The sequence below is a fragment of the Pedobacter sp. genome (genome assembly GCF_965279535.1).
Lineage (GTDB): Bacteria > Bacteroidota > Bacteroidia > Sphingobacteriales > Sphingobacteriaceae > Pedobacter.
Window position 1 is genome coordinate 596,072 of sequence record NZ_OZ257244.1, and the last position, 22,369, is coordinate 618,440.

Genomic DNA, 22,369 nt, shown 5'->3' on the forward strand with positions numbered 1-22,369 from the left:
CGTATTTATGCAATCATTCGAAATAGATAAAAGCGACGTACTCAAAGTTAAAAACGCCATTTTAGCTGGTGATGAGACTTTGAAAGTAGTTCTGGAGGAATATCATGCTTCAGAAATCGCAATTCTTTTCGAACGTTTGGACAAATCCGAACAACAGCATATTATTAACCTCCTTCCTTCAGAAACAGCTTCAGAGATTATCTCGGAAATGGATGAGGAATCTCACCCTGAAGACTTACTTTTTCAACTTCATCCCGACAAAAGAACGGAGATTGTTGAGGAATTGGATTACGATGATGCAACTGATATCATTTCCCAACTGGAAGATCATGAGCAAAAAGAAATCCTCGAAGATCTGAATGAGGAGGATGCATCTAATATCCGAAACCTCTTAACCTATCACGAAAAAACTGCCGGGGGATTGATGAATACAGATTTAATCTGTGTAAACATCAACTTAACCAAAAAGGATGCTATAGATGAAATCATCCGCCAAAGTGAAGAGATGGAAGAGTTTTACACCATCTATGTAGTGGATGATGAAGAAATTTTTAAAGGTATCGTTTCCCTAAAGGATATTATTAAAGCGAAACACAATGCTAAAATTACAGAGCTTGTAAAAGTTGATGCTGTTTATGTACATCCCGATACGGATCAGGAGGAGGTTGCCAATCTTATTTCTCAATATAATTTAACGAGTATTCCGGTTATCGATAATCATCAAAAATTGCTGGGAAGAGTTACGTTTGATGATGTGATTGATGTAATGGAGGCAGAAAGTACAGAAGATATCCTTAAAATTTCGGGGGTATCAGAAGACGAAGAATTAAGTGGTAACTGGGTTGAGGCTGTTAAATCGCGGTTACCCTGGTTAATTATTAACCTGGGAACTGCTTTCCTGGCCTCGTCGGTAGTGCGGTATTTTGATCCAACAATTAAACTAATCCCATCATTAGCAGCCTACATGACCATTATAGCCGGAATGGGTGGGAATGCAGCCACACAAGCGCTAGCTGTAACGGTACGCCGTATTTCATTATATGATTTAACGGATAAGCAAGCTTACAGAACAGTATTAAAAGAGTTTACCGTAGGCTTAATTAACGGGGCAGTAAATGGTTTGATTGTATTTATTTTTGCCTTCTTTTTTGATGGTAATCCGATGCTGGGATTGGTGATTTTTATGGCCATGACTGGTAATTTAATTATTGCCGGGGTAACCGGAGCCGGAATTCCACTCGTATTAAAAAGAATTGGAATCGATCCCGCTATTGCATCTTCTATAATTATTACTACTTTCACCGATGTTTTTGGCTTCCTGCTGATATTGGGATTAGCCAGCAAATTATTGTTATAAAGTTAAACTGTTGTCTTACTACAACACAATACCAGCTAACCAAACATTTAGAATAAAAATATGCAAACCACTAAACACGATTGGAGCCGAGAAGAAATATCAGCAATATACCACAAACCATTCTTAGATTTGGTATATGAAGCCGCAACCATACATAGGGCCAATAAAGATTACAATGAAGTTCAGGTAAGCTCATTAATTTCTATCAAAACCGGCGGTTGTGCAGAAGATTGTTCTTATTGCCCACAGGCTGCCCGTTACCATACAGATTTGGAAGTACAACCCTTAATGCAGGTAAGCCAGGTGGTAAGCGCCGCAGTTAAAGCCAAGGAGGGAGGAGCATCCCGATTATGCATGGGTGCGGCCTGGCGCGAGGTGAGAGATAACCGTGATTTTGACAGGGTTATTGAAATGGTGAAAGCGGTAAATGATATGGATATGGAGGTTTGCTGTACGTTGGGAATGTTGACCGAAAATCAAGCCCAACGACTTGCTGATGCAGGTTTGTATGCATACAACCATAATATTGATACCTCTGAAGATGACTATAAACGGATTATTTCTACCAGAACCTACGACGATCGTTTGAATACCATTAAAAATGTACGCAAGGCAAAACTTACCGTATGTAGCGGTGGAATTATAGGTTTAGGGGAAACCGTTGAAGATCGTGTTTCCATGCTTCAAACATTGGCCAATATGCCAAAACACCCTGAGTCTGTTCCGGTAAACGCATTAGTACCTGTAAAAGGAACACCATTAGAAGATCAACCAAGAGTTCCAATTTGGGATATGGTGAGAATGATTGCTACAGCTCGTATTGTAATGCCTAACTCGGTAGTACGTTTATCTGCGGGAAGAAATGAAATGAGCACTTTAGAACAGGCATTTTGCTTTATGGCTGGTGCAAGCTCTATTTTCGCCGGAGATAAATTACTAACTACACCTAATCCGGCTTTTGTAGACGATATGGCCATGTTTGAACTATTGGGACTTAAAACCCGGGAAGCTTTCAAAAACGGTCGGCCGGCTAACACGCAGCAAAAAGAAGAAGTTCTATAAAGCAAGATCTTTGTTATTAATGATGAGTTGCGGTACAAACCTATGCCCAGAAGCAGGCCGTTAGAAAGCCCCGCAACTCATACTATTCATATACTAATCCAAAAATTTTAGGATTTTTCGCGTTCCCGCTAAATAGCGGTAACGCGAACCTCAATATTTCCTCTGGTTGCTTTGGAATACGGGCAAGTTTTGTGTGCTTTATCTGCTATTTGTTGTGCTTCTTCGGTTGTAATACTGGGGATATGAACATCCAGATCAGCAGAGAGCACGAAGGCATTTCCATCCTTATTAAAAGAAATTAAAACATTAACCTGCGCTTCGCTGGTATCTACGCCTTCACGCTCAGCAATAGAACCCAATGCGCCTAAGTAGCAGGCTCCCCAGGCAGCAGCAAATAGTTGTTCCGGATTAGTTGCACCGCCTTGTCCACCAAGTTCTTTAGGTTTCTTCAGATCAAAATCTATAATTCCATCGCTCGATTTTACATGTCCGTCTCTTCCCCCTGTAGCAGTAACTTCTGCCGTATATAACTTTTCCATAATTTATATTATTGATTTCCTTAACAACAATAGGAGGTAACCATTGTTTGGATTACAAATAGCTTGAGCAAACTAGATCTTAATTTTTACAGATAGCTTATAAATATCATAAGCCACTTTTTGAATGAGGTCGAACTGTTCTGGTACCAGGTCTTCACCTTTTTTTACGGCTGTAAAACTTTCTGCCAATCGGATAAGCGGAACATTGTCAATTACAGATTTTCCCTGCTCCAGATTTTCAATCGCCGTGTCTAATAAGTATATAGTATTGTTAGAGACAGGTTTCAAAGCATCAAAATTCTCAAAAACAAAATCGTGTTCTTTATTATAGAGCGATAGGGTCGCCACATATGAAGATATTAAGTGGCTCAAGGCTGTAAATTGATGCACTTCCTTAATAAATAGCTGTTTACTTTTAGGTTCTGAAAACATCCTTTGAAATAAAGAGGCTAAATTTGCGGTGCTTACATAAACTTCTTTTCTGGCCAGTTTATATTCTGTTCTTTGGTACGTTTTCTCAAAATATAACTTAATAACCTGTTCGTAATACGCTCTGTTTGCTTTTAATATATCAATCATCGCCTCTTTCAATTTCTCATGTTCCCATGTAGGAAACAAGGAATAACTGGCAAGTAGGGCAATGCCTGACCCAATAAAGGTGTCATATATTCTTTCGCGGGCCAGTGCAATGGTACCCATTCCTAAAAAGTCGAAGAGAATGAGTATATATGGCGTCATAAAAAGTACGCTCACTACGTAGTTCTTTCTTTGAAAACTATAGCAGCCAATCATACAGATGATCAGAATAATGAACAAGGTATCTTTATCATGAATATAGGAAACCACACCCATTCCTATAAATGCGCCAATAGTTGTCCCGATCAATCTTTGATAATTACGTTCTTTGGTTAAGCTAAAGCCCGGCTTTGAAATCACCAGAATGGTAAGTAATATCCAGTAACTGTGCGAAAAATCTAAAATTTGAGCCACTACAAAACCCAGAAGCATTACCACTGTAACCCTTAAAGAGTGCCTGAAGGTTGATGAACTATAGGTTAAATTTTCTGTAAGCAGGCTGAAATCGAATTTCTGTCGCGTTATAAATTTCTCGGTATCTACTTCCGCTTTGCGAATTTCTTCACTACGGCGAAGCTTGAAGTAGCTGAATATGGTTTTAACACGGGAAAGAATATTCTCAATATTAACCTCAATATTCTTTAAAGCAATGATACCTAAAGTGTTATACTCCTGATTTTGGTTATTCTCTTCCAGTTTGTTGATTTTAATTTTTAATCTTTCAATTTCAATCAATAAACGTTTTGAAATGGTTGGAGTACCACCACTTTTCAAAGCGAATGCTATATCATCCAGTGCATACGAAATCCGTTTAATGGCCATTTCATAATCAGAAAGAATTCCTGCCTTGTCAAACTGATCGTGAAGCTGTTGATAGTTATAATAGGTAGACATTACCTGTTCGAACAAATCAACCATATCAACAAACACCAGCAGTAAAAACCTTCCTTCCGGGGTTGAATCCCTTACTATTTCACGTGTTCTAAAAAGAAGCTCCCGAACTGCATCTTGCTTTTCATGTACCGATACCTGAAGTTGAAGCAAATCTGCATAGGTTTTATCGTAATTATTATTCTGATGATAAAATTTAGCTTTCTCACGAAGAAATTCTGCGACCTCCAGGATAGAATCACTTAAAGATTGTTGCACCAACCTGAAAGGACGTAAACGATAAACAAAATAACTTAGCCCAGTATACCAAAGGCTTCCAGCCAATACTAAAAAAGCATGAAGCATCACTTCCTGCCAGGGACGAATATCATCAATACTCAATACAATGATTAAAAGTGTAGCAGTCCCTATAGAGGCCGCCCTCAAACCATATATATAGAACATAGAAAATATAAAGCTCGAAACCGTTAACAAGAAAGCAATGAAATAGTGATTTCGATTGGTTAATCCGGTTAGGATAGAAAATACAAAAATCAGCGCCGTTGTGATAAGCATTGCATTTCTGCGGTGAACCATTGGACCAGGGCTATCCACCACGCTTACACATAAAGCACCCAATGACAAGGTCATTCCATATTTAAGCATTCCATATTGTGCAAATATGAGCGATGGAAGCAAAACACCAATGGTGATGCGCAATCCATCAGCAAAATATGTACTCAATAAAAAGTCCTGAATGTTTCTGATGGGTTGCCTGATCTGCATAGTACAAAAATAACATATTGCCTCCTTTTTTTGTTGGCTTTCAAATTAAGTTTTTAATGATTTCAGCTTTTTCAGGCAGAAAAATTAATTTTTCAGGAAAAGCATTTGCTATATAGCTGTTAATAAGCAACATACAGCAAAATGTTAATATCTTTAAAAAACCTCATCCTTAAGCCTGAATCATAATTTATGCTCACATAAAATGTTGATAAACAGCATAATTAAGTTGAAAACTTTGTTCATAAAAACAATTCAATTTTACTTGACAAAGAATGGTTTATGATGTAAATTAGATTATATCAAATACGAAGTACTTTGAATTCTGATAAGATGATCTAAAAGAGAAGACGAACCGAAAGGGGAGTATCTCGGATCTCTTCCACTGGGAAAACGATTAATTTCAGAAAGGGTTAAACCGAGTAAGAATATAGCATCTGCCATCGAAAGATACAGATTCAGAAGATCAGATTGACCCGACAGATAATATGGAAGGCTCAAGAAGTCTATGGATGGAAAGAGTTGGAAATAAATTTTCACGATTTGCAAAAGTTGCAAGACCAAGCAAAAACGGAAAAATCAAAGTAATTAGAATTAGATGCCTTAAACGCAACTACGGTTGTTTTAAGGTTAAAAACGGGGAACTTAATCGAAAGAAGGCTTCCCCGTTTTGCTTTTTACAGGTTTTAGCTAAACTCTAAATTATCTCATTCATCGCCAGTTATCATTTTCCTTTTGAATAATAAATCCATAAATTTACTTTATGGCCAAAAAAGGTAAATCAGTCCCCGTTTCTTCCAAAAAGATATTCGTTTTAGATACCTCTGTGATTTTATACGATCATGATGCCGTGAATAATTTCCATGAGCATGATGTTGCTATCCCCATCCAGGTTTTAGAAGAGCTGGATAATTTTAAAAGTGGAAATGATACCCGGAACTTTGAAGCCAGAAGTTTTATCCGATTGATTGACCAAACCTCTAACCAAAAACTCATTAGCGACTGGACTTCCCTCAATCGCAGCAATGCAGGCAAGTTTAAAGTGCTTTTAAATGAAAAACCCACTCAAATAGACGCTGAAGAAGTATATGGAAAGGGAAAAACAGACCATAAAATCCTTAATGCCGCGTTGAGCTTAAGAGAAGAAAATCCTGATAAAAAGGTAGTACTGGTTTCTAAGGATATTTGTTTGCGCCTTAAAGCCAAGGCCTTAAACCTTTATGCAGAAGATTATGAAACAGGTAAAATTAAAAATGTTGATGAGCTTTACGCTGGGAAAACAGAAATTACCGACTTTCCCGAACCCATAATTGATCAGCTTAAGCAAGAAAAGAAAGTTAATGCCAATGAACTTGAACTTCCCCCTAAAAGTGGAAATCATTTCTACGTGCTTAAAAATAAGCGAAAAACAGCGAATGTATTTTTCAACTATACCCATAAAACGCTCTCAACGGTTTCAACAGATGCCATTTTTAAGATAAAACCAAAAAATATTGAACAAGCCTTTGCCATCCATGCATTACTGGATCCACATATAAAGCTGGTAAGCATTCAGGGAAATGCAGGAACCGGTAAAACACTTTTAGCACTGGCCAGTGCATTGGAACAGCGGAAAAATTTCAGGCAGATTTACATTACCCGACCGATTGTTTCGCTCAGCAATAAAGACATTGGCTTTCTGCCTGGAGATGCTAAATCGAAGATAGACCCCTTCATGGCACCAATCTGGGATAACCTGAGATTTATTAAAGAGCAGTTTAACGACGATGAGAAAATGCTGTCGAAAATCGATGAACTGATCAGTTCTGAAAAGATTGCCATTGCACCATTGGCTTTTATCAGAGGAAGAACGCTCACTAAGATTTTCTTTATCATTGATGAAGCCCAAAACTTAACACCACACGAGGTAAAAACCATTATTTCAAGAGCGGGGGAACATACTAAAATTGTTTTTACGGGCGACATTTACCAAATAGATACACCTTATCTGGATTCGGAAAGCAATGGCTTATCCTATCTGATAGAAAACGCCAAAAACCATCCGCTTTATGCGCACATTACCTTACAAAAAGGAGAGCGAAGTGAACTGGCGAATTTAGCGAATGAACTGCTTTAGTGATGCTTAACTAAAGCCCGAATGGCAATTAAAAGTCCGATTAATGTAAGTATGGCACTAAAAATAAAGGGCGCACCCGGAAAATAATGAGGGGTACCGCTTTCTATAAAATACACGAAAATATGGCTGGCCACCCATGGACCAATAATAGCCGCCAGGCTTTGTAAGCTGGTAATGATCCCTTGTATCTCACCTTGCGCATTTTCGGGCACCTGATTGGAAATGATACTCTGCATGGCTGGATTACCAATGCCGGCTAAGCAATAAGGGATAATAAAAACCATCATCATCACACCATTCGTAGCAAATGCAAAACAGGTAAACCCAATAATATAAAGCGTTAAGCCTAAATAAATAGCCTTCCTGTTTCCAATTTTAGGAACAATTACCCTAATCAATCCGCCCTGCACAATGGCAACCATTAAACCTACAATTCCTAAAGAATAACCAATCATAGTAGAATCCCATTTAAACTTTTCGATCACATAATACGACCAGTTTGATTGCACAGAATGACTGGCAATGTAAAGCAGGAGCAAGGTTAACAATAGTCCTATAATTGCCGGATACCTGGAAGCATTTAAAAACGAACCAACGGGATTGGCTCTTTTCCATGAAAAACTTCTTCTTTTTTCCTTCGATAAAGATTCTGGTAAAATAAAATAGCCATATAGCCAGTTTAATAGCGCCAATCCTGCAGAAATCATAAAGGGTACCCTTAAACCAAAGTTGCTAAATACACCACCTATTACCGGACCAAGAATAAAACCAACCCCAAAAGCTGCTCCCACCAAACCAAAATTCTGGGCTTTTTTTTCCGGCTCAGACACATCGGCAATGTAGGCCATTGCCGTACTGAAACTTGCACCGGTAATTCCGGCAATGATACGTCCGATAAAAAGCCAGAAAATTGTAGGCGCAAATGATAAAAATATATAGTCGATTCCTAATCCAAATAGGGAAAAAAGCAAAATGGGTCTTCTTCCATACTGATCACTTAGTCCACCCATGATAGGAGAAAATATAAATTGAGCCAAGGCAAAGGCCACCATGAGATATCCGCCATAATCTGCTGCCACGCTTACCGATCCACCTGTAAATTCCTGAATCAGCTTAGGGAGCACAGGAATAATGATACCAAAACCGGTAAAATCGATCAGCATGGTAACCATAATGAAACCCATTGCCGATTTGGAGTTTTTAGCCATTTCTTAAATATTTGGAGCTTGCAAAAATAATTAATTGCAAGATAGTTTTATGCCCTTTTTGTAAGTCTATTATTACCTTAAAACTTTTCCACAATGCCTTATTTCGGCATATTTTTGCTAAATTCGCAAGGTTATAACAATACCTATTTTTAAAATCGTTTTTGATAACGAGAACATAATTTATGGCAGAAGATTTAGAAAATCAACAAAACGACAAAATCATTCCTATTAACATTGAGGAGCAGATGAAATCGGCCTACATTGACTATTCAATGTCGGTAATCGTATCCAGAGCTTTGCCTGATGTACGTGATGGATTAAAACCGGTACACCGTCGTGTACTCTATGGTATGCTTGATCTTGGTGTTACCAGCACTAAACCACATAAAAAATCGGCCCGTATTGTAGGGGAGGTTTTGGGTAAATATCACCCACATGGTGATTCATCTGTATATTTCACCATGGTACGTATGGCGCAGGATTGGAGCTTGCGGTATCCAATGGTAGATGGACAGGGAAACTTTGGCCACATCGATGGTGACTCTCCGGCAGCAATGCGTTATACCGAAGCCCGTTTCTCCAAAATAGCGGAAGAAATGTTAGCCGATATCAATAAAGATACTGTTGATTTTCAACTCAACTTTGATGATACGCTTCAGGAGCCAACTGTTTTACCTTCCAGAATTCCTAACCTTTTGGTTAACGGTTCATCTGGTATTGCTGTAGGTATGGCCACCAATATGGCACCGCATAATTTAACTGAAGCAATTGATGCTACGATTAACTATATCGACAATAGAGACATCACTATTGAAGAATTAATGAAGTTCATTAAAGCTCCGGATTTTCCAACCGGCGGCATTATTTATGGTTATTCGGGCGTAAAAGATGCTTTCGAAACTGGCCGGGGACGTATCGTAATGCGTGCAAAGGCCGAAATTGAGAGTATTAAAGACCGTGAAGTAATCATCGTTTCCGAAATTCCATATCAGGTAAATAAAGCTCAAATGATTGAGCGTACCGCTGAATTGGTAGGCGAGAAAAAGATTGAAGGCATTTCGAACATCAAGGATGAGTCAAATAAAGATGGTATCCGTATCGTTTATGAAATCAAACGTGATGCAAATGCAGCTGTTGTATTGAACAACCTTTACAAACATACAGCATTACAAACTTCATTCAGCGTTAATAACATTGCTTTAGTAAAGGGGCGTCCGCAACTATTAAACCTTAAAGATTTAATTGTTCACTTTGTGGATCACCGCCACGATGTTGTTATTCGTCGTACCCGTTATGAATTAGCAGAAGCTGAAAAAAGAGCGCACATTTTAGAAGGATATTTAATTGCTTTAGATCACTTAGATGAAGTAATTAAATTAATCCGTGCTTCAGAAACACCTGAAGATGCACGGGTTGGCTTGATGGAAAAATTCGGATTGAGTGATATTCAAGCTCGGGCAATCCTGGATATGACGCTTCGTCGTTTAACAGGACTAGAGCGTGATAAAATCAAAGAGGAGTATGCTGAATTGATGAAAACCATCGAATATTTAAAATCTGTATTGGCAGATGAAGGCTTGCGTATGCAGATCATCAAAGATGAATTGGCCGAAACACGTCAGAAATTTGGTGATGAACGTAAAACGACCATTATCCACTCGGCTGAAGATATGAGCATGGAAGATTTTGTGGTAGATGAGGAAGTGGTAATCACTATTTCTCACGAAGGTTACGTTAAACGTACACCGGCTACAGAATTTAAAGCACAAGGAAGGGGAGGAAAAGGCTCGAAAGGAAGTACTTCCAGAAATGAAGACTTCATTGAGCATATGCTTGTGGCCTCTAACCACAACTATATGTTATTCTTTACCGAAGCCGGAAGATGTTTCTGGTTAAGGGTTTACGAAATCCCTGAAGGATCGAGAACAAGTAAAGGAAGGGCTATCCAAAACATCATTAATATCCCTAAAGAAGAAAAAATCAAGGCATATATTAAGGTTAAAAACTTAAAAGACCAGGATTATCTGGAGAACAATTTCATCATTATGTGTACTAAAAAAGGTACTATTAAGAAAACTTCTCTGGAGGCTTATTCACGCCCACGTGTAAATGGTATCAACGCGATTAACATCAACGATGGTGATCAGTTATTAGAAGCTTGCTTAACAACTGGTGAAAGCGAAATTGTAATGGCATTACGTTCTGGCCGTGCAATCCGTTTCAATGAGAAAACAGTTAGACCAATGGGTAGAACAGCTACTGGTGTACGTGGAGTAACACTTGCCCATGATCTGGATGAAGTAATTGGTATGATTGCAATCAATAGCCCTGAATCAACAGTATTGGTTGTTTCTGAAAAAGGTTATGGAAAACGTACTGATATTGAGGATTATCGCGTAACCAACAGAGGTGGTAAAGGTGTAAAAACCATTAATGTAACAGATAAAACAGGACAATTAGTTTCTATTAAAGACGTTACTGATAGCGAGGATTTAATGATTATTAACCGTTCAGGTATAGTAATTCGAATTGCAGTTGCAGACTTAAGGGTAATGGGACGTGCTACACAGGGTGTGCGTTTAATCTCATTGAAAGGTGATGATGAAATTGCCTCAGTAACAAAAATTGATCACGAAGACGAGGAAGAAGAAAGTACAGATGGCGTGATTGTTGATGGGGAAGAAGCATCAGAAAATTCAACCGCTGCAGATGAAACAGCAGAAGAGCAAACTGATGACAATTCAGAAGAGGATAATTAACTAAAATTAAGAACAACACAATAAATAATTATGAAAAGAGTATTTCTTTGTATATTCTTAGCAGGTGTAACCAGTTTTGCATTTGCTCAAAAAAGCGAAGTTGCAGAAGCAAAAAAAGCTTGGGGAGTTTTTCAATTAACCTCTCAGGGAGCAACAACGCCATTGGCTAAAAAGCTTGAATCTCTAAAAACAGGCTTGGCCCATACAGATAAAGCCATTGCAGATGAGAAATCTAAAGTAATGCCTGAAGCTTGGTCTTACAGGGCTTTAATGGCTTCAACAATTGCTATTTTAGATACTGCCGACTTAGCAAATGCGGATGCAAATATTAAAATTGCCAGAGAAGCCCTTGCAGAAGCTAAAAAAGTTGATGTTAAAAATGCTGAGAAAGATAATATTGCCAGTGCAGAAGTAAATATCGCTAATGCAGTAAGAAACGGTGGAGTTATCGCTTACAACAAAAAAGACTATAAAACAGCTTTTACCAAATTTGTTCAGGCTACAGAAATTAATCCTGCTGATACTTCTATGTATTTGAACGCCGGTATTGCAGCAAGAAACATTGATGATTATGAGAACACAGCAAAAATGTTCAAAAAAGTTATCGATTTGAATTCACCACAGTCAAAAGATTTATATTCTGAGCTCATCAATATTAAACTAAGCAAGCAAAAAGATACTACAGCTGGTTTAGCTTTAATTAAAGAAGCGCTGGTTAAATTTCCGGAGAATACAGACTGGATTAAAACAGAAACTCAAATCTATATCGACAGGGGAGATGCAGCTAAATCCGAGCAAATGCTTAATGCTTTAGCTGTAAAAGAGCCTAACAATGCAAGTTATCAGGTATTATTAGGGAATATTTATTTTTCTCAAGCGCTGAAACTTCAAAATGACCGTAATAAAATCGATCAGAAAAAAGTTAAGGAATTCAATGAAGTAACTTCAAAAATGAATGCATTACTGGATAAATCACTTCCATTTTACAAAAAAGCATTAGAAATCGATCCAAAAAATTCAGGCGCACTGGAAACTTTGAAAACGATCTATGCTTTCAGAAATGATACTAAAAACTACGACGATATTAAAAAACGTTTAGACGCATTGCCTAAACAATAAGATTCCTGGTTTTAAAAAAAGAGTCCTGAATTCATCAGGACTCTTTTTTTTTGCTTATTTTTACCGTATTGATAAATTTTATACATCAGATTCTATCTTATCCTATGCAAAATTGTTTCAAGTTTACATCCTTAGCACTAATTTTCCTCTCCTTATCTGCATCAGCTCAAAAAAGCCAGATCTTAATTGCCAGAAATGCTGTCGGAAAATTACAGGCTGCTATAGCCAATAAAGAAGATGAAAAAAAACAATTATCCATCATCAGCGAAGGTTTGAAATCTACTGAATCTGCAGAAAAGGACAGCAAAACTAAAAATTGGGCTGAAACCTGGTCCATAAAATCATATTTATCCTCTTATGCAGCCATTATCGAGACAGATAAAGCAAACTCTGACAAGTATTATGATTCTGCAGTTGAAGCCGTAAAACAGGCCAAAGGGTTGGATAAATACGATGATAATGCCGGATTAATCAAAGCAACTAACTACAACATCTTGCTAAAAAAGCAAGATAAAGGCAATGAAGCTTATTTTAACAACGACTTCAAAGATGCCTACACCAACCTGAAGGAGGTAAGTGATAATTTTCCGGCAGACACAGCATTAGCTTTAAATACAGCTATTTGTGCACTGAATATACAATCTTACGATGAATCACTAAATTACTTCAAAAGAGCTAAAGATAACGGAATCAGAAATGCATCTGTTTTTCAGAAAATGGCCCAGATGTATGCCGTTAAATCAGATTACGTAACGGCAATTAAAACGCTGGAAGACGGATTGGTTCTGAATCCTTTTAATCACTTTCTAACGAATGATTATATCAATCTTTTATTAGATACAGAGAGCTATGATAAAGCACAAAGTTTGCTGGAAGGAAATTTAAAGGTAGAAAAAGGCAATAAACTGTTGTATTTTCTGTATGGTTATTTACAACAAGTAAAAGGAAATAATTCTACAGCGATACTGGCTTATGACAAGGCTTTATCAACAGATCAAAATTATTTTGATGCCCTGTATCAGCTTGGTCTGGCTTATGTTAATACAGCTAATGAAACTTTAAAGAAAACAGATGCTGACAAACTAGCCAAATACAACTCACTAATAAACCGCGCACAATTTTCTTTACAACGTGCAAACGAAATAAATCCCAATGATCGCAAAACGATCCAATTACTCGTAGACATTTATTCCAGAAAGAAAGCAACCGATAAGGTGCAGGAATTACAAAGAAGAATCCAGGAGTTTTAATAGTATACCAAACACAACAACAGGATAGGTGTTGTGTCTTTTCAACTTAACATAATATTAATTATAAGACAATACATGTTATTATGAATTAATCCTTAATTTAGCAGTATAATATCCACTAATGCAGCATATTCTCGATAATCCCATTTACAATTCTTTAGCAACTACTCATAGACAATTTTCTAAAGGAAACGAAAATGTAAAATTCTACATTGAAGACATTACAGCCTTTGCTGGTTTTAAAAATTATACTGTAGAAAATTTTCACACGCTCCATTTGATTTCTCCTGCAGATTGTTTGTACGTAATTTTTACATTAAACAAAATTGAAGTTCCAGAGAACTGGAAAATCACCTCCACCATTGACATGTTCCAAATGGTATACCATGGCTCGGAAAACTTGAATAATGAGGTCAATACTGCAATACTTACTGAACTAAAGAATGCTCAGGTACCAGAAATGACAGACTTGGTACATCTGACCAAACCTGGTCCGTTTTTAGATCGAACTATAGATTTAGGTAAATATCTCGGTATTTTTAAAGATAATAGACTGGTTTCTATGGCTGGACACCGTTTAAGTCCTTATCCTTTCATTGAAATCAGTGCGGTTTGTACACATCCAGCGCACTTGGGTAAAGGATATTCATATCAAATCCTTAACAAGCTGGTTTTGGGGATATTAGCAAATGATCAGACTCCATTTCTGCACGTAAGAAATGACAATGTTGCAGCAATAAAATTATATGAAAAACTCGGTTTTCAAATCAGAACAGACATGTTTGCAACAGTAATTCAAAAGCGTTAAAAAACTTTGCCTCAATATTAAGGTTACTTGATTATGTACGAAACCATTAATTTTCAAGAGGCAACCAAAATACAGAATGAACTGGCTGAAAAACTTGTTTTGAATCCTTTAAACGGAATTAAAACCATAGCTGGTGCTGACATTTCCTTTAATAAGGATAGCCCGGTTATGTATGCTGGGATCGTAATTCTAAGCTATCCCGGGCTCATTTTACAATCATTTTCACTGGCAACCTACGAAACAAATTTCCCTTATAAAGCAGGGTATCTGGGTTTCAAAGAAGTTCCGGCGCTTTTAAAAGTATGGGGTTTGATCCCATACAAACCTGATTTGGTGGTGTTAGATGGTAATGGTATTTTACATCCACGGCATATGGGGGTCGCATCACATTTTGGCGTTCTAGCTCAGCAGCCGACTATGGGCTGTGCTAAAAGTTTGCTATATGGCGAAAACCATACACCAGAGAATGTCAAATACAGATCAACAGAAATAAAAAAGTTAGACCAAATACTAGGTTATTCCCTGCGTACAAAGGTTAACTGTGCTCCGGTTTACATCTCAGCCGGGCACCTGATTACAGCTGAGCAGAGTCTTGATATAATAAAAAATTGCATAGGAAATTACAGAATACCCGAACCTACCCGATTGGCACATCAAATGGTGAATGAGTTCAGAACCGGAAAGCACCAGGCTGGTTTTCATGAGGTTCCCCCTCTCCTAACCTTATTTTAAACCCAGTTAATTCCTTTTTTGAGTAGTTGTAAAGTTTGATGCTCATCCGTTCCTTCAGCAGGCTGAATATTGTATCCCCAGTTGGCCTGAGGAGGTAAACTCATTAAAATAGATTCAATTCGTCCGTTGGTTTCCAAGCCGAATTTAGTTCCAGAATCGTAAACCAAATTAAACTCTACGTAGCGACTTCGACGTAAGTATTGCCATTCTTTTTGCAGTTTTGTAAACTCCTTATCCCTATTGCGATCAATTAATTCGGTATAGATAGGCAAAAATGTTTCGCCAATATTGATCGAAAAATCAAGTATTTTTGTCCAGGATAGATTGGTATTCTCCGGTTTTAGTCGATCATAAAAAATTCCCCCAATACCCCGGGTTTCTTCACGATGTTTAATATAGAAGTAATCGTCGGCATGAGCTTTGAATTTAGCGTAAAATTCAGCGCTAAAATCGTCACAGGCCTGCTTTAATTTATGGTGAAAAAATCTGGCATCATTTTCAAACACATAATGAGGTGTTAAATCAATGCCACCACCGAACCAACGGGTGTGCTCGTTAAGTTCAAAATAGCGGATATTCATATGAATAATGGGCACCAACGGATGATTAGGATGAATCACAATTGATACACCCGTAGCAAAAAAATCATCTTCTGTTACTTTAAAGGCTTTCTTAACCGCTTCGGGTAGCTTGCCATGAACAGCCGAGAAGTTCACACCACCTTTTTCTATAATGGCACCATTTTGCATGATCCGTGTACGACCACCGCCTCCACCCTCGCGATTCCAAATCTCTTCTTCGAATCTGCCTTTGCCATCTGCAATTTCTAATCCACGGCAAATTTCATCCTGTATATGCTGATAACGCTGCGCAACCTCTTCTTTGAACATGATTTTCTCTTCTAATTCCATACAAATTTAAGGCTATTCGCTCAGTTGTGCTTAATTATGTTTTTATAGTACATTTTATTGACATTGAACATCAGATATTCGTTTTTGACAGGTAATTTCTTGAAAAATATCTTATTTTTCGAGGTAATCTAAATCCTTATTAAAACTCTCCTTCAAAGAGGTTACCGAAATGATTGCGATCAAGGTTAAAATACCCATTACAATAAAAGCCGCTGAAACGATATCAAAACGGTGTACAAAGAATTCAAAAACAAAGGTAATAGGAATCAAAGCACCGCGAACAAAATTTGGTGCTGTAGTGGTAACAGTTGATCGGATGTTGGTACCGAACTGTTCTGCTGCTATGGTAACAAAAGTTGCCCAATAACCAACAGCGAAACCCATAAACAAGCATATCCAGATAAAATTGCTTTCAGTTAAACCATGACTGGTTAGGTATACGATAACTGTAACAACCGATAAAGATTGAAAAATAAGTACTGTTTTTTTTCGTGAACGGAGTACCTGTGCCAGAAAACCGCAAACGACATCACCAATGGCTATACCAAAATACGTATACATGATACCGCTACCTGCGTTTAAAATATCTTTCGCGCCTAAAGCTTTACCAATTTCGGGCGATTGTGTTACCAGTATACCCACAATGAACCAGAGTGGTAAGCCTAAACAAATACAAGCCAGATATTTCAAAAAACGTTTACGATCTGAAAAAAGCATAAAGAAATTACCTTTTGAAACGCTATCTGCTTCTACAACATTCTTAAACATTCCCGATTCAAAAGTGCCAACACGTAAAAGCAATAAGAGCAAGCCCATTCCTCCACCAACAAAGTACGAAGTTTGCCAGGTATAATGTTTCCCTATGGTGGCTGCTGCTGCTGCACCCAATAGGCCAATCCCGGCTACCACCATTGTTCCGTAGCCACGCTTTTCCTTGTCCATTGTTTCGGTAACCAGGGTAATTCCGGCACCAAGCTCGCCGGCCAATCCGATTCCGGCTATAAAGCGGATAATGGCATAGCTATGAACATCAGTTACAAACCCATTAGCAATATTCGCCAGTGAATACATGAGAATAGATCCAAATAATACCTTAATCCGGCCAAACTTATCACCAATTATTCCCCAGAGCAAGCCGCCCAAAAGCAGACCAAACATTTGCATATTAATTACATATTCTCCATCCGTACGCATGTTTTCTGGAGAGATGCCTATATCAGCGAAACTTTGTAGCCGTACAACTGAAAACAAAACGAGGTCATAAATATCAACGAAATAGCCAAGGGCAGCTACAATTACTAAGAAGATTACATTTCGTTGGTTAGATGGGTTGTCTGTTTTCATTTTGAGTATTTGGTTTAGCTGCTGAAATTACAAATTAGCCCAAACAAAAAAAATAAAATGAAATAAAAAAGCCACCCTTGGTTAAGAGTGGCTTTTCCGACCTACATAGGCGGCATTTTCTTTGTTGTATCAGGTGGCATTTTGGTTGTATCAGGCGGTGTAGTGGTTTTTGTTGTATCCAATGGTGCCGTAGCTGTGGAATCCACCTTAGTACTGTCTGAAGAACCAGCCATGTTTTTAGATGAATTGCATGCTGATGTGGCTATCATCAGAGAACCAGCAAAAGCAAGACTTAAGATTATTTTTTTCATAGTTTTTATTGTTATCTGTAGTCTTAACAACCCAGCTATGATTTGGTTTTATTTTTTTGAGTGTTTTATGACAAAACAATATGTTAACAACCTATAAATCAACTATTCATGGTGAATTTTTAATTTATCCAGGAGTTCAGGAGACACATTTTCGGCATATACTCCATAACCGTCTACCAATACACCCTTCATTGCACCTACGCTGGATGAGATCGCATAAACTACCGAACTATCTGCAGGATCAGTCATTCCTTCAAACCTGTACACTTCGTCAATTTCAAATTCTTCTGGCATCAGCAGCAGATCAATCTCTTTACACTCCAGTGCTTCAGGGGTTAAATTAAAATCCAGATTGTATCCGCGGCTATCCAAATCAGCGAGTGCAGCGGTGATGGTGTCATAAATATGCATAAGTCTAATTTACTCAAAAATTACTAAAACATCGGCTATAAAACTTTAAAAGACGGCAAATGTTTCTGATATTAGTAATTATGATCATTTCTCAAAATACCCTTAAATGGGTGATGCGCTTCTATCCACCATTGTTTTTTCAGCGTATTTGGGTGAAGAGATTTGAAAACGATTTTAGGAGTTGTACGGTTAAGCTGAGTAAAAGTATCCTCAATAAAAATTACAACGGTTCTATTTTTGGCGGAACGATTTATGCCGCTACCGATCCGTTTTATGCCCTTCTTTATGATCAATTGATGCAGCGAAGAGGTTTTAAAGTTAGGGTTTGGCTTAAGAGTGCTTCAATACAATATCTGAAACCAGCTCGCAGTCATGTTTATTTCACAATAACCCTTACCGATGAAATGATAGCCGAGGCAGAAGAAGCTTTAAAACAAGTTGGAAAATTTGTTAAGGCCTACCCTATGGAGATCAAAACCAAAGATGGTGAGCTTTGCGCAACCGTAATGAATGAAGTGTACATCAGAAATTTGCATCAGGGTGAAACCACAAGTGTAGCCTACTAATTTAGCGATATGGCCAGTATTAAAAGTTTAATTTTACAAGGTGAGGGTGTTACGCTCGATTTTAAAAAAACGATTACCAATACAGAGAAAATTGCTAAAAGCCTCGTGGCATTTGCCAATAACAGAGGCGGAAAACTGCTGATTGGCGTAGCTGATGATGGCTCGATCAAAGGCGTAAAATCTGAAGAAGAAGAAAAGTATATGATTCTCACTGCTGCACATCAATACTGTAAACCAGCTATAGAACCTACTTTTGATGAAATTTATGTAGATGATAAGCTGGTTTTGGTGGTGAATATTCCTGAAAGCGATACAAAACCGCATTACGCCCTCGATGAACATAAAAAGTGGTGGGCCTACATCCGCATAGAAGACAAAAGTGTTTTGGCCAGCAAAATAATTGTAGATGTATTAAAGCAAGACCACCTGGAGAAAGGGGTGCTCATCTCCTATTCAGATAATGAAAAAAAGTTGTTGGAATATCTCGAAGTTAACGAAAGGATTACCTTGAAAGCATTCAGTAAATTATTGCGGTGCTCTTATCGCAAAGCACAAAAGATTTTAGTCAACCTCATTCTCACTAACGTGATTAAAATCCATACCACCGAAAAAGAAGAATATTTTACGGCAAATCGCCAACACTAAGCGAACTTTACAAGCCTTAAACATTAACTTTTGGTTAATCCTCTTTTTTGAGCCTTAAAAATCCGACCTTTGCGGTCTTATGCTATCTACACTATACACCAAATATAAACCCTACTATAAAGAAAACCTCCATTTAGCCTTACCAATTGTAGGCTCCCAGCTTGGTCATACCCTTGTGCATATGGCAGATAGCGTAATTGTGGGCCATTTTACAGATACAGTCCAACTTGCAGCAGTTTCCCTGGTAAATAGTATTTTTATGCTAATTCTGGTAATTGGATTAGGCATTTCCTATGGCTTAACTCCTCTTATTGCGCAAGAAAATGGCAAACAAAACTATGAAGCCTGCGGAAAATTACTTTCAAATAGCCTGATCATTAACATATTGATTGGAATACTTCTTTTTATAATTGTTCATTTTGGTGTTCTAGCCTTAATTGATCATTTGGATCAGACTCCGGCAGTGGTAAGTTATGCAAAGCCTTACCTCAATTTATTGTCCATCTCCATTATCCCGCTATTGATTTTCCAAACCTTTAAACAATTTGCCGAAGGATTAGGCTTTACTAAACAAGCCATGTTTGTTTCCATCTGGGGCAATGCGATCAATATTATTTTAGGAATTATCTTCGTAAAAGGTATGTTCGGGATTAAATCTATGGGGGTTAGTGGTGTTGGACTAAGTACGCTCATTGACAGAATCTTAATGGCTATAGTAATGACTTTTTACGTGCTGCGATCGGTTCATTTCAAAAAATATTTAGCCAGTTTTAAAGCAACATTTGTCGATAAGGTGAATGCAGTCAAAATTATAAAAATTGGAATGCCGGTTGCCATGCAGTATTCTTTTGAGATCAGTGCCTTTAGCGGTGCGGCTGTTTTGATTGGTACCATTGGCGCAGTTGAACAGGCAGCGCACCAAATTGCCATTAGTTTAGCCGCAATGACCTATATGATTGCCAGTGGTGTAGCATCAGCAGCAACTATCAAAACGGGCAATAACTTTGGTAAGAAAAACTTTGATGATCTCCGTAAATCAGCTATTGCCAGTTACCATGTCATTTTATTATTCATGTCCTGCTCAGCTGTGATTTTTGTACTTGCAAACAACTTAATGCCTTTCATTTACACTTCTGATCTGGCAGTGGTACCTATTGCAGCACAATTATTGATTATTGCGGGCTTCTTTCAATTATTCGATGGCACACAAGTGGTGGGGCTTGGCGTACTCAGAGGGCTTGGAGATGTTAATATTCCTACATTAATTACATTTCTGGCTTATTGGGTGGTTGGTATTCCGATTGGCTACCTTTTAGGCTTTCACTTCGGCCTGGGGGTAAATGGAATATGGTATGGTTTAACGCTAGGGCTTTTAACGGCCTCCATCCTATTGTTTTTCAGGTTCCAGAATAAGACGAGGATGTTGGCGGAAAGCTAAAAAGAGCAAGGAGCAATGAACAAAGAGCAAGACTTAATTTCTAAATATTTATATAGAGCCGGAAGTAGGATATTGCAGGAGGTTATTTCCCCCCTACATTCACTACGACTCCAATTGTAAAAATTGAATTACCAGCCGACATGTATTTGCGGTCTTTTAAGCCTATGTTGCTGCTGGTAGTATATTGTAGCTGCACCACCTTACTTAGGGCCATACGCGTAAAGAAAATAGGCTCAAAGAAAATATTATCCTCTTTAGGCTGAACTACCCCATTTAAAAAGAACCGATCCATGGTTACATGACTAATTCTTAGTGCTGTTCCGTAGTTAATAGGGAAGTTACCACCGAAAAGCTTAAGGTTATTTTTCTTTTTTGAACTGTAATTCACCTGAAGAAATGTCTTTCTATAATCTACTTCCTGTACTTCATTGCTGATCAGGATATCATTCTTATAATCCCGAAAAGTAATATCGCTCCATCCCTTTCCAACACCTCCATAAATTTCAATGATCCGGTTATTATCGGGACCAAAAGTATCGAAGTAACCTCCCCCAATCTCGATTAATTTATGCCCAAAATCTTTTGTCTTCCGTTCACTATTCATTCTGGAGCCACTAAAAAGTAAACCTACATGATCAGAAACAGCATATGCGCCATTGATACTGGCATTGCCTTTAAGCGATATATGACCACCACCGCTAAATTCTCCCTGCTTACTTAACATGGGCGTATTTGGAACATTAGGCATGTAAACTGAAGAACAACTGCTAACAAAAAGTGCTAATACAGGGATAGCGAAACGTAAGTATTTATTCATAGATGTTTTATAAACAGAATTTCCAGTCAAAAATTGTGCTAGACTTTCATTTTCAGAAAATCCATCACTCTTTTAAATTCATCATGCAATTCAGCCTTTAAGTGAACAGGCGCTGAAGTGATGGGATGTATAAAACTCAATTCAGAAGCGTGCAATAACATGGTGGTCATGTTCCATTTTTCTAAAAAAAGTTTATTTTGCTTATTACAACCATGGGTTCGGTCTCCAATAATGGGATGAAGAATATGGCTGAAATGTTTTCTCAGTTGATGCATACGCCCTGTTGTTGGCCTAGCTTCAACCAAAGAATATCGGGAGGTTAAGTGTTTGCCAAAAGGCACTTCAATTTCTGCTCTTTGTAAGGTCCTGAAAGCGGTGAAAGCTTCCTGAAGTGTACCGTTCTCTTTTGCCAGAGGATAATCTATATCCATTGCATCTGGCGAGAAACCCCGTAAAATGGCCAGGTATTTCTTTTCTGTTTCTGCGTTCATAAATTGCTGTTGCATAGCCACTTCAGTGACTTTATCAAGCGCAAAAAGCAAAATACCACTTGTTTTTCTATCTAAGCGATGTACCGGACTAACGTGTTTACCCACCTGATCTCTAAGCATTTGCAACGCAAATTCCGTTGCATCTCTGGCAATGGATGATTGATGAACTAATAATCCATGTGGTTTATTAATCGCTATTAAATATTCGTCCTGATAAATGATTTCCAACATCGCTGCGAAGATAAGGTTTCTTACC

General features: G+C 37.9%; 20 protein-coding genes. 11 read left to right on the top strand and 9 right to left on the bottom strand.

Annotated elements, in window-relative coordinates:
- The first annotated feature begins 7 nt into the window (after positions 1-7).
- Both mgtE and bioB read left to right on the top strand, forming a co-directional pair.
- Positions 8-1,357: a magnesium transporter gene (gene mgtE / locus ACQY77_RS02185; protein WP_421939627.1), complete on the top strand. Its 1,350-nt coding sequence runs from the start codon at positions 8-10 to the stop codon at positions 1,355-1,357.
- 60 nt (positions 1,358-1,417) lie between these two features.
- On the top strand, positions 1,418-2,419 hold the full coding sequence (gene bioB, locus ACQY77_RS02190) for a biotin synthase BioB (RefSeq protein ID WP_421939626.1): 1,002 nt from the start codon (positions 1,418-1,420) through the stop codon (positions 2,417-2,419).
- A gap of 128 nt (positions 2,420-2,547) precedes the next feature.
- Here bioB and ACQY77_RS02195 read toward each other — a convergent pair whose 3' ends face one another.
- Together ACQY77_RS02195 and ACQY77_RS02200 are read right to left on the bottom strand one after the other, a co-directional pair.
- The gene (locus ACQY77_RS02195; protein WP_421939625.1) at positions 2,548-2,958 is read right to left on the bottom strand and encodes an organic hydroperoxide resistance protein; all 411 of its coding nucleotides are present in this window, start codon (positions 2,956-2,958) and stop codon (positions 2,548-2,550) included.
- Positions 2,959-3,030: 72 nt separating this feature from the next.
- Positions 3,031-5,190: an FUSC family membrane protein gene (locus ACQY77_RS02200; RefSeq protein WP_421939624.1), complete on the bottom strand. Its 2,160-nt coding sequence runs from the start codon at positions 5,188-5,190 to the stop codon at positions 3,031-3,033.
- A gap of 760 nt (positions 5,191-5,950) precedes the next feature.
- On the opposite strand from ACQY77_RS02200, the gene ACQY77_RS02205 reads away from it, so the two are divergent.
- A complete protein-coding gene (locus tag ACQY77_RS02205; RefSeq protein WP_421939623.1) occupies positions 5,951-7,303 on the top strand; it encodes a PhoH family protein in 1,353 nt (450 codons plus the stop codon).
- Here ACQY77_RS02205 and ACQY77_RS02210 read toward each other — a convergent pair.
- Positions 7,300-8,511, bottom strand: a complete 1,212-nt coding sequence (locus ACQY77_RS02210; protein ID WP_421939622.1) for a TCR/Tet family MFS transporter — start codon at positions 8,509-8,511, stop codon at positions 7,300-7,302. The genes ACQY77_RS02205 and ACQY77_RS02210 overlap by 4 nt on opposite strands.
- A gap of 182 nt (positions 8,512-8,693) precedes the next feature.
- On the opposite strand from ACQY77_RS02210, the gene gyrA reads away from it, so the two are divergent.
- The 5 genes from gyrA (at position 8,694) to ACQY77_RS02235 (ending at position 15,179) form a co-directional block, all read left to right on the top strand.
- Positions 8,694-11,270: a DNA gyrase subunit A gene (gyrA, locus tag ACQY77_RS02215; protein WP_421939621.1), complete on the top strand. Its 2,577-nt coding sequence runs from the start codon at positions 8,694-8,696 to the stop codon at positions 11,268-11,270.
- A gap of 30 nt (positions 11,271-11,300) precedes the next feature.
- A complete protein-coding gene (locus tag ACQY77_RS02220) occupies positions 11,301-12,389 on the top strand; it encodes a tetratricopeptide repeat protein (protein WP_421939620.1) in 1,089 nt (362 codons plus the stop codon).
- Positions 12,390-12,493: 104 nt separating this feature from the next.
- Positions 12,494-13,639, top strand: coding sequence for a tetratricopeptide repeat protein (locus tag ACQY77_RS02225; protein WP_421939619.1), 1,146 nt, complete (start codon positions 12,494-12,496; stop codon positions 13,637-13,639).
- Positions 13,640-13,760: 121 nt separating this feature from the next.
- Entirely contained in the window at positions 13,761-14,447 is a 687-nt protein-coding gene (locus ACQY77_RS02230; protein ID WP_421939618.1) for a GNAT family N-acetyltransferase, read from the top strand.
- A 33-nt stretch (positions 14,448-14,480) separates the two neighbouring features.
- On the top strand, positions 14,481-15,179 hold the full coding sequence (locus ACQY77_RS02235; RefSeq protein ID WP_421939617.1) for an endonuclease V: 699 nt from the start codon (positions 14,481-14,483) through the stop codon (positions 15,177-15,179).
- Here ACQY77_RS02235 and hemF read toward each other — a convergent pair.
- From hemF to ACQY77_RS02255, 4 genes are all read right to left on the bottom strand, one after another.
- Complete coding sequence (gene hemF / locus ACQY77_RS02240) at positions 15,176-16,090, bottom strand: oxygen-dependent coproporphyrinogen oxidase (protein WP_421939616.1); 915 nt, start codon at positions 16,088-16,090, stop codon at positions 15,176-15,178. The genes ACQY77_RS02235 and hemF overlap by 4 nt on opposite strands.
- A 111-nt stretch (positions 16,091-16,201) precedes the next feature.
- Entirely contained in the window at positions 16,202-17,434 is a 1,233-nt protein-coding gene (locus tag ACQY77_RS02245) for an MFS transporter (protein WP_421939615.1), read from the bottom strand.
- 101 nt (positions 17,435-17,535) lie between these two features.
- Positions 17,536-17,745, bottom strand: a complete 210-nt coding sequence (locus tag ACQY77_RS02250; RefSeq protein WP_421939614.1) for a coproporphyrinogen III oxidase — start codon at positions 17,743-17,745, stop codon at positions 17,536-17,538.
- Between the two features lie 102 nt (positions 17,746-17,847).
- Positions 17,848-18,156 carry a phosphoribosylpyrophosphate synthetase gene (locus tag ACQY77_RS02255; protein ID WP_421939613.1) on the bottom strand — a complete coding sequence of 103 codons (309 nt, stop codon included), beginning with the start codon at positions 18,154-18,156 and terminating at the stop codon, positions 17,848-17,850.
- 80 nt (positions 18,157-18,236) lie between these two features.
- On the opposite strand from ACQY77_RS02255, the gene ACQY77_RS02260 reads away from it, so the two are divergent.
- The 3 genes from ACQY77_RS02260 (at position 18,237) to ACQY77_RS02270 (ending at position 20,805) form a co-directional block, all read left to right on the top strand.
- Complete coding sequence (locus ACQY77_RS02260) at positions 18,237-18,722, top strand: PaaI family thioesterase (protein WP_421942398.1); 486 nt, start codon at positions 18,237-18,239, stop codon at positions 18,720-18,722.
- 9 nt (positions 18,723-18,731) lie between these two features.
- Positions 18,732-19,367, top strand: coding sequence for a helix-turn-helix domain-containing protein (locus ACQY77_RS02265; RefSeq protein ID WP_421939612.1), 636 nt, complete (start codon positions 18,732-18,734; stop codon positions 19,365-19,367).
- Positions 19,368-19,446: 79 nt separating this feature from the next.
- Positions 19,447-20,805 carry an MATE family efflux transporter gene (locus tag ACQY77_RS02270; RefSeq protein ID WP_421939611.1) on the top strand — a complete coding sequence of 453 codons (1,359 nt, stop codon included), beginning with the start codon at positions 19,447-19,449 and terminating at the stop codon, positions 20,803-20,805.
- Positions 20,806-20,887: 82 nt separating this feature from the next.
- Here the strand turns inward: ACQY77_RS02270 and ACQY77_RS02275 are convergent, their stop codons facing one another.
- Both ACQY77_RS02275 and ACQY77_RS02280 read right to left on the bottom strand, forming a co-directional pair.
- On the bottom strand, positions 20,888-21,622 hold the full coding sequence (locus tag ACQY77_RS02275; RefSeq protein WP_421939610.1) for a hypothetical protein: 735 nt from the start codon (positions 21,620-21,622) through the stop codon (positions 20,888-20,890).
- 38 nt (positions 21,623-21,660) lie between these two features.
- The gene (locus tag ACQY77_RS02280) at positions 21,661-22,344 is read right to left on the bottom strand and encodes a pseudouridine synthase (RefSeq protein WP_421939609.1); all 684 of its coding nucleotides are present in this window, start codon (positions 22,342-22,344) and stop codon (positions 21,661-21,663) included.
- Positions 22,345-22,369 lie beyond the last annotated feature (25 nt).